Annotated in this window: 9 protein-coding genes and 1 pseudogene; 5 read left to right on the top strand and 5 right to left on the bottom strand. The window is 70.1% G+C overall.

The genetic code is table 11. From position 1 onward, the window contains the following. Positions 1 to 56: 56 nt before the first annotated feature. Together K7G61_RS28630 and K7G61_RS28625 are read left to right on the top strand one after the other, a co-directional pair. Entirely contained in the window at positions 57 to 614 is a 558-nt protein-coding gene (locus K7G61_RS28630; RefSeq protein WP_225849916.1) for an RICIN domain-containing protein, read from the top strand. Positions 615 to 755: 141 nt separating this feature from the next. Beyond that, positions 756 to 1778 carry an LLM class flavin-dependent oxidoreductase gene (locus K7G61_RS28625; protein ID WP_225849915.1) on the top strand — a complete coding sequence of 341 codons (1023 nt, stop codon included), beginning with the start codon at positions 756 to 758 and terminating at the stop codon, positions 1776 to 1778. 98 nt (positions 1779 to 1876) lie between these two features. On the opposite strand, the gene K7G61_RS28620 is transcribed toward K7G61_RS28625, so the two are convergent. Then, a complete protein-coding gene (locus K7G61_RS28620) occupies positions 1877 to 2263 on the bottom strand; it encodes a hypothetical protein (protein ID WP_225849914.1) in 387 nt (128 codons plus the stop codon). Between the two features lie 353 nt (positions 2264 to 2616). Between K7G61_RS28620 and K7G61_RS28615 the strand changes: the two genes are divergently transcribed. From K7G61_RS28615 to K7G61_RS28605, 3 genes are all read left to right on the top strand, one after another. Continuing rightward, positions 2617 to 3873, top strand: coding sequence for a serine/threonine-protein kinase (locus tag K7G61_RS28615; protein WP_225849913.1), 1257 nt, complete (start codon positions 2617 to 2619; stop codon positions 3871 to 3873). 87 nt (positions 3874 to 3960) lie between these two features. Further along, positions 3961 to 7254 carry a DEAD/DEAH box helicase gene (locus K7G61_RS28610; RefSeq protein WP_374204273.1) on the top strand — a complete coding sequence of 1098 codons (3294 nt, stop codon included), beginning with the start codon at positions 3961 to 3963 and terminating at the stop codon, positions 7252 to 7254. A gap of 34 nt (positions 7255 to 7288) precedes the next feature. Next, positions 7289 to 12565 carry a class I SAM-dependent DNA methyltransferase gene (locus K7G61_RS28605; RefSeq protein WP_225849912.1) on the top strand — a complete coding sequence of 1759 codons (5277 nt, stop codon included), beginning with the start codon at positions 7289 to 7291 and terminating at the stop codon, positions 12563 to 12565. A gap of 61 nt (positions 12566 to 12626) precedes the next feature. Here K7G61_RS28605 and K7G61_RS28600 read toward each other — a convergent pair whose 3' ends face one another. From K7G61_RS28600 to K7G61_RS28585, 4 genes and pseudogenes are all read right to left on the bottom strand, one after another. After that, positions 12627 to 12827, bottom strand: coding sequence for a DUF397 domain-containing protein (locus K7G61_RS28600; protein WP_225849911.1), 201 nt, complete (start codon positions 12825 to 12827; stop codon positions 12627 to 12629). Then, positions 12824 to 13696 carry a helix-turn-helix transcriptional regulator gene (locus tag K7G61_RS28595; protein ID WP_225849910.1) on the bottom strand — a complete coding sequence of 291 codons (873 nt, stop codon included), beginning with the start codon at positions 13694 to 13696 and terminating at the stop codon, positions 12824 to 12826. Before K7G61_RS28595 ends, K7G61_RS28600 begins: the two co-directional genes overlap by 4 nt. Before the next feature lie 640 nt (positions 13697 to 14336). Next, the gene (locus K7G61_RS28590) at positions 14337 to 15011 is read right to left on the bottom strand and encodes a hypothetical protein (RefSeq protein ID WP_225849909.1); all 675 of its coding nucleotides are present in this window, start codon (positions 15009 to 15011) and stop codon (positions 14337 to 14339) included. Between the two features lie 322 nt (positions 15012 to 15333). Next, positions 15334 to 16120 (bottom strand): annotated as a pseudogene (locus K7G61_RS28585) (hypothetical protein); the annotation flags it as partial.

Below are 16120 nucleotides of genomic sequence, written 5' to 3'. Positions count from 1 at the left end.
ACAGTGGTCGCACGAAGCGCTCCGGCGCATGAACAGCTGAAAAGGGGAACCGCATGATGAAGGCGCTGTCCAGATCCGCACTCGCCGTCGCCGCCATGACGGCCACCGCCCTCGTCGGAGTGACGGGGACGGCGAACGCCGCGATCATGGTCGAGAATCAGCAGCTGGTCAACCTGGCGGAAAGCAATGACGGTCCGGCGTGCGCGATCGACGTGAACGGCAGCTTCATCGACTACTGCGGGCCGAACTGGGGCGCTGCCGGCCTGTGGAATTTCGAATCCGTCTACCCCGACGCCCCGAACCACGCCTACGCGAACGTCCAGATCCGCAACACGTCGACGAACCTGTGCCTCACGGTTCTGGACCAGATCGGCCCGGGTGGGGTCGTCGGCAGCAAGGAGGTGTCTCCGCGGACCTGTACGCAGGCGCCCAATCAGGAATGGGCCAGCACCCGGAGTGCGGCCGGCTACCTCAACTACTTCAACTTCCAGTACCGCGTGTGCCTCGACGGCGGCCACGGGGACACCTACGGGTATCCGGAGAACGGCTGCAACGCCCATGGGGAGAACGACTATCAGGACTGGTACTACCTCGCCCCGGGGCAACCGTCGTAGCCCGGGCCTTGCGGCTGCGTGCCCGCGGGCACCGCTGCGACTCGTAGAGGCTGGGTGACCACTCCACGTCGAGGGGTTCTTCGTCCTCGTGACCTGCCGCGGCCGGGAATCGGAGAAGGCTGTCCAACGCTGTAACAAGATGTGAAAAAGATCGGGTTTCTCTCCTTCGGGCATTGGTCGCCGAGTGTGCACTCGCGGACGCGCTCCGCTGCCGACTTCCTGCACCAGTCGATCGACCTCGCGGTCGCGGCCGAGGAGCTGGGAATGGACGGCGCGTACTTCCGGGTGCACCACTTCGCGCAGCAGGCGGGCAGTCCGTTCCCCCTGCTGTCGGCCATCGGAGCGCGGACGTCGAGGATCGAGATCGGTACCGGCGTGATCGACATGCGGTACGAGAACCCGCTGTACATGGCGGAGGACGCCGGTGCCGCCGACCTCATCTCGGGTGGCAGGCTGCAACTGGGCATCAGCCGTGGGTCACCGGAGCAGGTGATCGAGGGCTGGCGGTACTTCGGGTACGCGCCCGCCGACGGCGAGACCGACGCGGACATGGCCCGGCGGCACGCGGAAGCCTTCCTCAAGGTGATCGAGGGCGAGGGCTTCGCGCGGCCGAACCCGCGGCCGATGTTTCCCAATCCGCCGGGGCTGCTGCGCGTCGAGCCGTACTCCGAGGGGCTGCGCGACCGGATCTGGTGGGGCTCCGGTTCGAACGCCACCGCGGTCTGGGCCGCGACGCTGGGGATGAACCTGCAGAGTTCCACGCTGAAGGACGACGAGACGGGCGAGCCGCTGCACGTCCAGCAGCGCAAGCAGATCGAGGCGTACCGCGCGGCGTACAAGGAGGCCGGTCACGAGCGCGAGCCGCGGGTGTCGGTCAGCCGCAGCATCTTCGCGCTGACCAGCGACACGGACCGCGCCTACTTCGGCCGCGACCGCAACTCGCGCGACCAGGTCGGCATGATCGACGACACGACCAGGGCGATCTTCGGACGCTCGTACGCCGCCGAGCCGGACGAACTGGTCAAGCTGCTCCAGGAGGACGAGGCGATCCAGGCCGCGGACACCCTGCTGCTCACCGTTCCGAACCAGCTCGGGGTGGACTACAACGCCCACGTCCTGGAGAGCATCCTCACCCACGTCGCCCCGGACCTCGGCTGGCGCTGACCCTCCCCACACAGGGACGTCCAGGCCGAACATGGCGAACTCGGTACCCGGTCGGCCCCCGCCGCCTTCCGCGGCGGGGGCAGCGTCACGGGGACCGGTCAGGACACGCCCCACGCTGAGGTGCGGCAGAAGTACGTGTAGATGCCGCCCTTGTAGAGGCACACGGTCAGCCGCACGCCGAGCCCCTCCGGGAGGTCCGCGTAGTTCCCGACGCAACTGGGGTCGTTGTCGTAGGCAGTGGCCGTCTTGAGTACGGTTCCCGCGCTGTTGTAGAGCGTCGCACGGGTTCCGTAGCCGTCCGACTGGTTGTCGCAGGCGACGAGGATGTCGCCGTAGCTCTTGAACTCGGCCGACCCGCCGGGGTTGCCGTCCGTCGTCACGGTACGAGGGATGTCAAGCCCGGCTGCCTGCGCGGCCCCCGTCCCCAGAAGCAGACCGCCCGCGGACAGCACCGCGATGACCGCGGCCCCCACGCTCTTCCTCATACTTCCTCCAGATGTATGGATAAGCCACGAATTCATGGCCCCGTCATAAACGCCAGAGCAATTCGGGTGACACCGGATCCGGCATCGAGAGTTTTGCAGCGCACCGTGAGCGGTGTCTTTGACATTCCGTGCCCGGAAACTTGACGATCCGCAGCCTGGTCACGGCCGCCGCTCCCCCAATGCCCGGCGCCGCACCCACTCCGGGGATCCGTCGTGCCTTCGCCACGGCCCGGATCAGGGTTCGCCCGTGTCACCTGAGCCGAGTGGCATGCCCTTCCCTCGTGGCGTGGGCTAGCTTGGCAGGGGCGGCCCGCCCCCGTTCGGCTGCCCGCCCCCGTTCGACCGTGCCGAAAGTGAGACCCCACGTGCACATCGCCCCCCTCGGCCCCGGAGATCCCACCGAGCTGGGCGGGTACGAACTGCTCGGCCGCATCGGGCAGGGCGGGATGGGCCAGGTGTATCTGGGCGAGTCGCCGGGTGGGGAACCGGCCGCCGTGAAGGTGATCAAACCGTCCGTGGTCGACTCCGAGACGCGCATGAGGTTCGCGCAGGAAGTGGAGATCCTCAAGACCATCTGGGGTGCCCGGATCGCCGCGCTCCTGGACGCCGACCCGGAGGCGGAGCGCCCCTGGCTCGCGACCGAGTACGTCGAAGGTCTCGACCTGAGCCGGCACGTGGCCGCCCACGGCCCACTGCCGGCGCTGCTGACGGCGGCGCTGGGCGCGACCCTCGCCGAGGCCCTGGCCACCGTTCACCGTCAGGGTCTGCTGCACCGTGATCTGAAGCCGGCCAACGTGCTGCTCGGCCCGAACGGGCCGAAGGTGATCGACTTCGGCCTCGCGGTGTTCGCCGAGTCCACCGTGTCGCTGACCGCGCCGCACACCGTCGTCGGCACACCCTCCTGCATGCCGCCCGAGCAGGCGAACGGCGAGCGGCCCCTGACGCCCGCGGTCGACGTGTACGCGCTCGGCGCCGTCCTGCTGTTCGCGGCCTCGGGCCATCCGCCCTACCGCGCCGACAACATCCACCTGCTGTTCCACCAGGTCACCGACCCGGCGGTCGCACCGGACCTGTCCGGCGCCCCGGACGAACTCGTCACCCTGCTCACCGGCATGCTGGCCCACCGCCCGCAGGACCGGCCGGATCTCGCCGAGGTCGTCCGGCGCTGCCGCGCCCTGATCGAGGCGCAGGGGCTGAAGGTCGCCCAGGCACGCCGCCGGCTCACCGCGTACACGGCCGCCCCCACCCACATCCTGGACGACCTCCTCGCCGTCGGCCCCGCGTCCGGACCGCACGTACGCGCGGAGCCGGGTCCGCTCGCGTCCTCCTCACCGGCCGGCGCTGCGCCGGAGCCGTCCGCCGGAGCCGGAGCCGGAGCCCGAGCCCGTACGGATGCCACGCCCGCCTCCGACGCCCGGGCCGAGGCCGGGCCCGCCGGGCCGGACCAGGACGCGGCCCCCGCCCGAACCGCCGCTCCTTTGTCCCCCGGCCGCGCGTCCGGGGGACAAAGGAGCGGCGGGTCGGACCGGCCCTCCCCGCGCAGTTCCGCGCAGGCCAGGATCACCGCCCGGCGGCTGCGTGAGGCGTATGCGGCCAGTACACCTTTCTGACCCGTACGCCCCCTGGCACCCGCGATAATGGGCGGGCCCCGAAGAGGGCCGCGCCCGCCCGACCGACCCGCTCCAGGAGGCACACCGGTGACCGCCGTCCCAACCGTCGCGGAGGATGCCGGTGCCATGGACGGCCGGGACCGGAACCAGGACCGGAACCGGAACGAGGGCCAGGACCGGAACGAGGACCGGAACCAGGGCCAGGGCCGGAACCAGGACCAGTACCCGGCGGGCGCCCTGGTGGTCGTGCGGGACGAGGAGTGGCTGGTCAGGAGCTCCGTACCGACGTCCGACGACGGTACCCGCATCGAGGTCACCGGGGTGTCGGAGTTCGTCCGCGACCAGGAGGCCGTGTTCTTCTCCGGCCTGGACCGCATCGAACTGCTCGACCCGGCGGCGACCACGCTCGTCATGGACGACTCCCCGAACTACCGCCGCTCCCGGCTGTTCCTGGAGGCGGTGCTGCGCCGCACCGCGCTGCCCCAGTCGGAGCACCGCCTGGCCCTGGCGGACTCCTTCCTGATGGACCCGCTGCCCTATCAGCGCCGCCCCGCCCAGCTCGCCCTGTCGGGCGCCAATCTGCGCCCGCGGCTGCTGATCGCGGACGTGGTGGGGCTCGGCAAGACGCTGGAGATCGGCCTGACGCTGGCGGAGCTGATCCGCCGCGGCCGGGGCGAGCGCATCCTGGTGGTCACCCCGCAGCACGTACTGGAGCAGTTCCAGCACGAGTTGTGGACGCGGTTCGCGATCCCGCTGGTGCGGCTGGACTCGGTGGGGATCGAGCGGATCCAGCGGGAGATCCCGGCCGGGCGCAATCCCTTCACCTCGTTCAAGCGGGTCATCGTCTCCATCGACACCCTGAAGAACACCGACCAGTACCGGCACCACCTGGAGCAGATCCGCTGGGACGCGGTCGTCATCGACGAGTCGCACAACCTCATCAACCGCGGTTCGCTGCGCAACCAGCTCGCGCGCACCCTCGCCCCCCGCACGGACGCCCTGATCCTGGCCTCCGCGACCCCGCACAACGGCGACGCGAAGTCCTTCGCCGAACTGATCCGCCTCCTGGACCCGGTGGCGATCCGCGACGCGGAGAACTACCGCGCGGCCGACATCGCGCACCTGTTCATCCGGCGGACGAAGATCAGCCCTGAGGTCCGCGAGCAGATGAAGGGCCAGTGGGCGGACCGGGGTCCCTCCCGTTCCGTGCACTGCCCGGCCGGCCCCGCGGAGGAGCGGATCTTCGAGGAACTGGCCGCCGTCTGGCTGCCCGGTGACGGCGGCACGTCGGTCAGCGCGGTTCCCCTCTTCCCCTACACGTTGCTGAAGTCGTTCCTCTCCTCCCCCGCCGCGCTGCGGGCCACCGTCTCCGCGCGGATCAGAACGCTGGAGAAGGCGCTGGACAAGGCGCTGGAGAAGAACGAGGACCGGCGCGCTGCCGGGGCGGAGCCCGAACTCGCCGCTCTGCGCCGGCTGTCGGAGCTGGCCGCGGGCCTCACCGAGGCGGACTCCGCGAAGTTCGCCGCCCTGGTGCGGCTGCTGCGCGAGGAGATCGGGGTGGGCCCCGGCAGCGAGACGCGGGTCGTGGTGTTCTCCGAGCGGGTCCAGACCCTGGAGTGGCTGGCCGGGGTGCTGCCCGCCGCCCTCGGCTTCCGTGGCCGCGCGGCCCGCGACTGCGTCCGCGTCATGCACGGGGGCCTGTCGGACGAGCAGCAGATGGCCCGCGTCGAGGAGTTCGGCCTGGCCGACACGCCCGTGCGGGTCCTGCTCACCGGCGACGTGGCCTCCGAGGGCGTCAACCTGCACCGGCAGTGCCACCAGCTCGTGCACTACGACGTGCCGTGGTCGCTGATCCGGATCGAGCAGCGCAACGGCCGTATCGACCGGTACGGGCAGGCCCGCCCGCCGGAGTTCCGGGCGCTGATCCTGACCAGTGGGGTGGCGGGCGCGAAGGACGACACGGCGGTGGCCGAGCGGCTGCTGGAGCGTGAGGACCAGGCGCACCGCTCGCTGGGCACGGCGGAGGCGGTGACCGGCCTGTACCGGGCCGAGGCGGAGGAGAGGTCGCTCATCCGGGACCTGCTGCACGGCAGGACCGTCGACGAGTCCCTGGACACGCCCCGCGCCGGTACGGAGGGGCAGGACGCCGGCCTGGAGGACTTCCTCGCCGACTTCTTCGGCTCGGTGGACGCGACCGCGCACACGGCGCAGGACCCGGGTGCCGACGAGCGTGCCGCCCCGGCCCCCACCGCAGCACCGACCTCCACCGGAGCACCGGCCCCCACCGAAGCGCCCTCACCCACAGCACCGGCCGCCCCCACCGCAGCCCCCTCGCCCGCCGCCCGCGCCGACGCGAGCCCGGTGCTGCCCCGCCTCTTCGACTCCACCGCCCACTTCGTGGACGAGGCGCTGCGCGAGGTGTACCCGGACGCCCGCGACCGGCTGGACCTGGACCGCGACGAGCAGTCCGGGCTGATCTCCTTCCGCCCCCCGGCGGAGCTCGTCCACCGTCTGAAGGCGCTGCCCTCGGACTACCTGCGCGAGCAGCGGCTGCGGGAGCGGCTGCTGGTGACCTTCAACCGCCGTCTCGCCGAGCACTCCCTCCAGCGGGCCCGGCAGTCGTCCACGTCGAGCTGGCCCGAGATCTCCCTGCTCACGGATCTGCACCCGGTCGTCGAATGGCTCACCGACAAGGTCCTGGTCGGGCTCGGCCGCCAGGAGGCGCCGATGATCACGGCGAACGTGGCGGAGCCGGTCCACCTCGTCCAGGGCGTGTACTCCAACAAGCTGGGCCGGCCCACGGTCGTGAAGTGGATGGGCGTGACCTGGCGGGAGGCCGCCGGGGAGGGGCTGGCCGTCGACGACATGGTGTCCCTGCTGCGGCGTGCCGGTGTCGGACCCGCCATGGCGAACAAGCGGGGCTACCGCGACCCGGCGCCGCTGTACGCGGCCCTGCCCCGCGTCCTGGAGACGGCCGAGGCGTTCCTCAACGCCCACCGCGACGCCTGGGACGAACCGCTGCGGCGGCCCGTCGAGGAGTACAAGCTGCGGCTCGGCGCCTGGGAGCAGCCCAGGCTGGACGGGGACCGCACCCGCGAACGCCTCGCCGGTCTCGCCGACTCACTGCTGACGGCGGGCAGGCCCCTGCTGCGCGTCCTCGCGGTGCTGGTCCCCGACACCGAAGCCGGCACCGAAGCCGGCACCGACCGCGGAGCCGACCCCGGCGCCGAAGCCGGCACCCGCGCCCGCACCCGCGCCGGCCGGGGCAGCGGCGACGCGGCGCCCCCCGTCTCCCTGTCCGCCGCGCCGTCCCCCGCGGCCGAATCGTCCCCCGCCTCACCGTCCCCCTTCCGCTGGTCGCCGCCGCCCGCCGCCCTGTGACCCCGGTCTGTGCCCCTCCGAGAGAAGCCCTGTCATGACGTACGACTCCCTGGTCAACCGCGGCGACTACTTCTCGGCCCACTACCTGGCCGAGGTGCTGCCGAAGGATCTGAGGTCGGACCTGCTGCAGAAGTGGAAGGAGCGCGAGGAGGAGGCGAATCCGCCCGCTGCGGAAGACGGCGGAACCGAGGAGGCGACGTCCCCGGCGCCCGTGCCCGGCCGGGCACGGGCCGTGCTCCCGGTGACCCCGCGCGCGGGACTGCGGGCGCTGCGCCGGGACTACTTCCGCGCGCGCTCCTCCTTCGCCCTCCCCGAGGACGAGGACGGCATCATCACCGTCCGCGACACCGACGACGACCGCCTGACCTACCGCGAGCCGAAGTGGCGGGAACAGGTGCGGTCCCTGAATGCCGAGGTGCTGCGCGCGCTCGGCTACGACGCGAAGCCGCGCGTCCTGTCCGTGGTGCGCGCGGGCCAGGCGTACGAGGTGCCGGTCGCCCACGCCGAGAAGGGCCTGGTCGCGCTGGACTGCGGCTGGGCCGCCGAACCCGATGCCGCGCTCGATCCGAAGGGCCGCGGGCGCCTGCTGGAACCGGTGCCGCTGGACGGCCCGCACCCGGTGGAGACCGGCGCCAAGCTCGCCTCCTTCCTGTTCGCCTGCGAGGAACCGCCCCGGTACGTGCTGCTGCTCGGCGGCGGCGTGATCGTCCTGGCCGACCGGGCGGTGTGGGGCGAGGGACGCTACCTCGGGGTCTCCCTGGACACCGCGCTCCAGCGCAACGACACCCGTCCGGGCGGCGAACTCGACACCGTGGCCGCGCTGTTCGGCGCGGACTCACTGCGCGCCCCCGAGGAGGGCGGCGAGAACCCGCTGGCCGAACTCGTCGGCAAGTCCGCCAAGCACGCGGTCGGGGTCTCCGGCGACCTGCGCGACGGCCTGCGCAAGAGCGTCGAGCTGATCGCCAACGAGGTGCTCCAGCGGCTGCGCGACCAGGGCGTCCGCCCCGAGGACATCGGCGAACTCCCCGAACTGGGGCGCCGGCTGACCCGGGAGTCGCTGCGCTACCTCTACCGGATCCTGTTCCTGCTGTACGCGGAGGCCCGCCCCGAGCTGGGCATCCTGCCCGCCGACTACCCGGAGTACCAGCAGGGGTACGGGCTCGGCCGGCTCGGTGAACTGGTCGCCGAGCGCGAGCCGGTGAGCGACACCGCCCGGAACGGCTTCTACCTGTACGAGTCCCTGGACCTGCTGTTCCGCAAGGTCCAGGACGGCTACCGACCCCGCCGCACGCACGGCGTGGAGGCAGCCGGAGCGGACGCGGGGAACGCGGCGGCGGACACGGCAGAAGCGGGGGACGCGGCGGAGACGGCAGAAGCGGCAGCCACGGCGGACGCGCGGATCAGCGAGGACCTCGGCCTGCGCTTCGAGCCGCTGCACAGCAAACTGTTCGAACGCGACGCGATCCGCCTGATCGGCGCGGACACCCTCCCCGACCCCCGCCACGACTCGGACGAGGCCCTGGCCCGCGGGGAGTCCGTCCGCTTCCTCGACACCCGGCTGCGCAACGCCACCCTCCACCAGGTGCTGCACAGCCTGATGATCACGCAGGGCAGGCGCGGGGAACGCGGTGGCTTCATCTCGTACGCGCAGCTCGGCATCAACCAGCTCGGCGCGGTCTACGAGGGCCTGATGTCGTACGGCGGCTTCATCGCGGGCGAGGAGCTGTACGAGGTCGCCCGGCACGGCGACCCCAAGGACGGTTCCTGGCTCGTGCCCGCGTCGAGGATCGCCGACTACGACGACTCGGTGTTCGTACGGCGCCGGGACCGGCACACCGGTGAGGACCTGCGCGTGCGGCACGCGCCGGGCACGTTCGTCTACCGCCTCTCCGGCCGCGACCGGCAGACCTCCGCCTCGTACTACACACCCGAGTCGCTGACCCGGGTCACCGTGCAGCTCGCCCTCCAGCAGCTCCTCACCGACGCCACGCGGGCCAAGGACCTCCTGGACTGGCGGATCTGCGAACCCGCCCTCGGCTCGGGCGCGTTCCTCAACGAGGCGATCAACCAGGTCGCGGCGGAGTACCTGCGGCGGCGGCAGGCCGAGCTGGGCCGGTCGGTCGACACCGATCAGTACGCCGTCGAACTCCAGAAGGCCAAGGCGTACATCGCGCTGCACAACTCCTTCGGCGTCGACCTCAACGACACGGCCGTGGAACTCGCCGAGGTCTCCTTGTGGCTCAACACCATGCACCCCGGCATGGAGGCCCCCTGGTTCGGCCTGCACCTGCGGCGCGGCAACTCCCTCATCGGCGGCCGGCGCGAGGTGTACGCGGCCGACCGCCTCAAGAAGGGCGGCTGGCTGGGCACCACCCCGGAACGCTTCCCCCTGGCGGACGCGCTGGCGGGCACGCCCCACCCGGAAGGCGCGGTCCACCACTTCCTGCTCCCGGCCAAGGAGTGGGGAGCGGTCGCCGCCGAGAAGGAGGCGAAGGCCCTCGCCCCGGCGGAGTCGAAGGCGCTGGCCGCCTGGCGGAAGGCGGTCACCAAGTCCCCGACGCCCAAGCAGACGGCCCGCCTCCAGGGCCTGGCCCGCCGCGCCGAGTACCTGTGGGGCCTGGTCGTACGGCGCCTGCAACTGTCGGAGCGGGACATCTCCCGCGACATCCGGGTGTGGGGCGCCGAGGACGACTGGCTGCGCCGCCCGAAGACCGCCGTCCAGCGGGACGCGATCCTCGCCGACCTCACGGCGGAGGACACCCCCTACTGGCGCCTCAAGACGCTCATGGACACGTGGTGCGCGCTGTGGTTCTGGCCGGTCCGGAACGCGGCGCTGCTCGACGGTACGGACGAGCGGTACGCGCGGGCCCGCGCGCTGGCCGCGCGGGCGGCGGAGTTGGAGGCGGCGCGCGCGGGCGCCGGGGGTGACGAGGGTGACGCGGCTGCTGAGGGGGGTCGTCACGGTGAGGAGAGCGGCGGCGATGATGTGCTGCTGACCTGGGAGGCGGACGCGCTGCCCGGCTTCGCCGCCGAGCCGCAACAGATGACGCTGACGCGGGACTCCGTCTCGCGCCGCCGCGCGGGCTACCACAAGGAGCAGATCAAGGGCGGGCGCCGCGACGTCATCGCCCTCGCCGACCTGACCGACTGGATCGACTTCGCCGAGGCGCTGCTGGGCACGCAGGACGTGCCGAAGGAGTCGCTGGTGTCGACGTTCGAGGACCTCGACGACCTGTCCCGGTACGAGGACGAGCTGCCCGAGTGGATGGGCATGGACCGGTTCCAGTCGTTGGAGGGCCGGTTCCTGTGGGCGGGCGCGGCCCGGGACGTGGCGCGGGCGCAGGGCTTCTTCCACTGGGAGCTGGAGTTCGCGCAGGTGTTCGCCCGGGGTGGGTTCGAGTTGCAGGTGGGGAACCCGCCGTGGGTGCGGCCGCAGTGGTACGAGGACCAGGTACTTGCAGAGTTGGAGCCATGGTTCGTGCTTGCGGAAAAACCAAGCGCGGCGGAATGGCGGCTCCGGAAGGACGATTTACTGGCTTCGCATGCGGGCGGCGAGGCTTTCCTGCTCAACGAGCTGGCCATTCATGCCGGGTCAGTGAGCACGTTGGGCAGCCCGGCCACCTATCCGCTACTGGTTGGTACTCAGGGCGACCTCTATCGGGCCTTCATGACTCGGGTGTGGCAGCAGATCGTACCTCACGGCAGTGCTGGTCTGATCCACCCGGACACGCATTTCGCCGGCGCGCGCGAGGGCACTATCCGGGCTGCGGCATACCGGCACCTCCGTGTTCATGCGCATTTCGTGAACTCGGCACAATGGGCGTTCGCCGATCTAGACTGGGCTCAACAATTCGGGATGCACATTTACGGCGCGTCACAAGAACCTGGCTTCTTGCATCTCAGCGAACTCCGCGACGCCGAGGTCCTTCCCGGCTCGCTAGCACATGACGGGCAAGGCCCTGCACCTGGTATCAGGAACAACGGCTCGTGGGACATCCGACCGCACCGCGACCGCGTCGTGCACGTGGACAAGACCCTGCTTGCCAGTTGGCAGGCCCTTACAGGGGCGACGGGAGGAGTTGAACAAACCCCGCTGCTGTATCCCGTCCTGATTAGCGAGCAAGGGGCGATCGAGGCACTAGCCTCTTTCGAAAGCACCCTGAGCGACCACACGCCGATGGTCTCAAGCGGATATCATGAATCAGCCGCCAAGAAGAACGGGGTGATCCGCTGGGGCAATCAGAGCGTCGCCACACTCTCGGAGGTGATTCTCCAGGGGCCCCATATCGCAGCGGCCCTCCCCTTCTCCAAGGAGCCGATGATCCCCTGCCTAAGCAACAGGCACTGGAATACGCTTGCATCGACCGAGCTCCCCGAAACATACACCCCCGTGACCAACTACGTCCGGGCCACCGACGAGACGACGTATCGGCAGGCCCAGGACACTTGGCTCGGCAAACCGTTCACCACGTTCTTCCGGCTGGCCTGGCGAGTCATGATCCCTTTCAACACCAGTCGCAGCCTTCAAGCTGCCCTCATTCCGCCCGGCCCTGCCCACATCCACAACGTGCAGTCGATGGCCCTGGATGATGAGCGCCTGACCGTCCTCAATGCGGGCTTCTGGGCGTCGCTACCGCTCGACTACTTGCTGCGCATTGCCGGGCGCTCACATCTCCAGACCAGCGAAGCCAGGAAGATGCCGGCCCCTGACCCGAAACATCCCCTCGCCTCCGCCCTACTCCTCCGCGCCCTCCGCCTGAACGCCCTCACCAGCCACTACGCCCCCCTCTGGGCAGAGCTGTTCGACCCCCGCTGGGCGGGCTACGAGGACTGGGCGAACCCCGACTGGCCGTACCTCAAGCCGCTCGCCGCCGGTCTCACGCCGACCTGGCAGTACGGCACTCCGCTCCGGACCGAGCACGAGCGGCGAGCCGCTCTTGTGGAACTCGACGCCCTCGTCGCCGTCTGGCTCGGGATCACCGCAGACCAGCTCACCGCGATCTTCAGGTCCCGATATCCGCAGCTGTACGACTTCGAAATGGCCACATACTTCGATGCCAACGGTCGCAAAATCGCGGCCAGCTCCTTCAGTTACGGCCACGGCCAGACCAAGCAGGATTACCTCGACCTCATGGCCCACCTGGACGACCCGGAGCGCACCACGCCCCCCGAGGGCTACCAGGGTCCGTTCTACAAGGCCGACCGCGAGGCCGAGATGCGGGCGGCACACGCGCACTTCCAGGCGCGGCTGGACGCCGAGATCGCCGCCGGGCGCTGGGCTCCGCCCGCCCGTGAGAAGGCGACGGCGTAGGCGGCCAACGCTGCCTGACATGCGTCTGCCCCCGGTGCAGAACCGGGGGCAGACGTGTCTCTTACTGAGCGGCGAAGCCGACGAACGCCGTCCAAGCCTCTGCGTCGACCGCAAGGCCGGGGCGGGCTATGTCCTTCGAGTCCCGTATGTGGACGACATGGGGGCCGACGGCGACCTCCACGCACTCGCCGCCTTCCTCGCTGCTGTAACTGCTCTTGATCCAAACAAGCCCAGATGCGTGCTCCCGTACCTTGGCTTTCATAGCTCTCCCAGCAGCTTCTCAACGTAGGTGAGCGACGCCCGAGGGGTGAGTGCCTGTGCACGCAGGATGCCGTACTTGACCTCAAGGCCCCGCACAAGCCGTCGCTCAGTGTGTACGTGGCTAACGTTCTGAACCTCAACGTAGGCGATCCTGCGCCCTTCGTCCGTCTCGATCAAGCTGAATGGGCCAGCGAGTCCAGCGTGCTCCTCGCTGACCAGAGGCATCACCTGGACCTCAACCGTCCGCTTGTGTCCGACCAGCAGGATCTGCTCCAACTGGCCGCGCAGCACAGCGCGACCGCCGATCGGTCGTCGCAGTACGGACTCGTCGATGACGAAGCTCATCATCGGCTCGGGTCGCCTGGCGAACACCTCCTGCCGCGCGAGGCGAGCCACAACCCGCTCGTTGACGGAGTCCTCGTCCAGCGGCGGACGCATCATCCCGAACACCGCCCGCGCGTACTCCTCCGTCTGCAACAGGCCCGGCACGGCCTGGTTGGCGTACACGTGCAGCTCGACCGCCTCCGCCTCCAGCCGGGCCGCGTCGCGGAAGAACGCCGGGTACTGGGCCCGGGCCACCTCCTCCTTCATCTCCTGGAGGACGCCGCCCGCGTCCAGGACCCGGTCCGCCTGGTCGATGAACCTCGGGGGCGGCACCCGGCGGCCCTGTTCGTACGAGGCGATGGTCGCGACCGAGTAACCCGTCAGCGAGCCGAACTCGGGCCGTTCCAGGCCCGCCCGCGTGCGGAACCGTTTCAACTGGCGCCCGAAGACGCGCAGGATGCCCGAGGCGGCCTCGGGTCCGGGGGGCCGTTCGTCACCGTCGCCGTTCTCGGGCGCCTCGTCCACCAGTTCCGTCGGTTCGCTCATCCCCGTACCGCCTCACCCGGCCGCCGCGCCCCCGCGCCGGCCGTCGCACTCCGCCCGCCCGCACCCGCACCCGCGCAACCCCGCCACGTACAGCGACTTCCCGCGCGCGCACCGTATCCGATCACGCTAGGACACCAACCGCGGCGCAGGCCACCTGAACAGCCGAATCCCACTCCTGGGTGCACGCTCCCAGAAGCCAAGGCCTAGGGTGCCCGCTTCCCCGCTCGTCCCCGCGCGGCACGCGCCCCGCCCCGGGGCGTGCCTCACCGACTCGTCTCACGGGCACCCGTACGGCACGGCCCCGGACTCCCACCTCTGTCCCGGGGGACGCGCCCTTGCGGCGAGCCGCTCCAACTCTCCGCTAGGCCCCGGTCCTGACCCCCTGACGGCGGATCACAACCAACTCGCTTGTGGCGCCACCTCGGGCTCCGGCCAGTCGCCCAAGGTCATGACACCCAACAAAGGTCATATCCTGCGCCGTGACTCCCGTGGCACCCTTCTTCGTCACCTGCCACGGCAAGCTGCACGGTCAGGGCATGCGGAGGTCCACCCCCACCACTCCTGATGAGTGCCGCACTCAGGTGGCCTTGCCTCCGAGCGGAACGAACCGCTCTGTGAGAGACGAACCCGGCGGGCGATCCTATGCCCAGCGCGTCAGGTCGTATACGGCGTCGCAGTAGGGATCGTCGGCGGCGGGTACGACGTGTGCCGCGAGTGTGGCTGCGTCGCGCAGGATCGCCACGACCTTGGTCGATGCCCACCATCCCGTACTGCGCGGATGACCACTGGTGCGATCCAGGACCGAAAGCCCGACGCCGATCACCTCGGCGTCGTAACGCAAATAGACTCTGACACTGTTCTCGTTCAGCAGTCTGAATCCGACCAGGGTATAAATTTCGGGCGCAATGGACGCTGCCGCGTCGTGCCAAAGCGGGTCACCCACAAGGTCGGCGATGACAAAATCCAACGCGTCATCAAGAGTCGGGCTGATCTCTTCGCTGACGATTCGCCGCGAAAAGAGAAATTCGGCCTCCAGGGCTTCCGGCTCCGCGTCGGCATCGTTCCGCCCGGACATCCAGACCGCGACATCGCGGATCGCGGTCACATACCACCATGGCGGAAATTTCTCGGGTCCGTCACCCCGGTGCAAGGGCAGATCCACGGGACGCTGCGCCGCTCCCTGGGTGCCGAGCAGCACCCGGATCGCGGATTCCGGAAGGCTTATCAGGCCGTGGACACGTAATTCCGTTCCGGGAAGCGGGACACCGATGAACCGCCGCAGCGCCAGCAGGGTACGGGAGAAGTGGTCATCCATGTGACGAGGCTCTCACACGCGCACCCGCCGGCGCCGGAGCAATGAAAGCGGCGGCCAGACGTTGATCTCGTACGGGCACCAGGTCATGCCCTGGCAATAGGACGTGACGGTGCCGATCGCTCGCCCGTCAGGCGGAGCCGCCCCATTGGGGCCGCTGTGGCCGAACTCCGCGACGCTTGTGATCTTGATTGTCGGTTCATTGTCGATGACGACGACCCCGTAGTACTCGGCCCGAGTTGAATTCGTCCACTTGTCCGGATACCCGTGGGCATCGCCTGCCCCACGCCGGGCACAGTGCGGCTCCGCGACCGCCTTGTGCCGGTCAGGGCCAGACGCGGACATCGATCGTCAGAATGCCTTTGCTGCCGCCGGGCTTGCCGGTATTGCCGATGACGGTGACCAGAGCGTCGAAGCCGCCGGGAATGACGCAGAAGCGATCACCGGGGTCGAGCCCGTCGACGCTCGGGTCGCCGTTGGCACGAGGGTTGCCCTCGCAGGCAGCGCGCGTGTTCGGTGCGGACGAGGGCAGGACTGTGACACTTTCGGGAAAGCCCTTGATGCTCAAGGTGTCCCCGCCACGGCCGTCCTTGCCCCACCAGCCGAAGTTCTGCGTGGTGAGCGTGCCGTTCGTCGCGCCGTGGGTGGCGCTGTGAGAGGCCAGGTCGATGGCGTAGCCCTGAGCGAGCCCGTACCTGTAGTGGTACTCGCTTGCCGACGCGTGCGGGCTTGGGGGAGCGCCTGTGCCCGGGGGGGGATGGCCCACGCCTCTGGGAACGCCGACAGCCCCCGACCCGTCCGCGGGTTCGGTGGAGTCCGGCGGCCCAACGGAAACAGCGTAATCGCAGCCATACGTGGTTCCGCAGGCATCGGCGGATCGCCTGTCCGCAATGAGGCTGCTGATGGCGCCGACAGCGGCGGCCAGGAGCGCTGCCACGAGGCTTGCCAACAGCAGTCCTCGCGTCGATGTGCCGGGGTCCTTGTTCCTCGGCGCGGAAGCCCTTTGCTTTCGGAGCGTCGCGATGCGACGAGCGAGCCGGTCCGTCGATGTGCCGTATGCGCGATCACGATATTGCCCCGCGTGGGAATCAGGTTGTGCCCTGCGCCTGGCC

Source organism: Streptomyces sp. HPF1205 (assembly GCF_020400825.1).
Taxonomy (GTDB): domain Bacteria; phylum Actinomycetota; class Actinomycetes; order Streptomycetales; family Streptomycetaceae; genus Actinacidiphila.
This window is presented reverse-complemented; position numbering and strand designations above follow the sequence as displayed.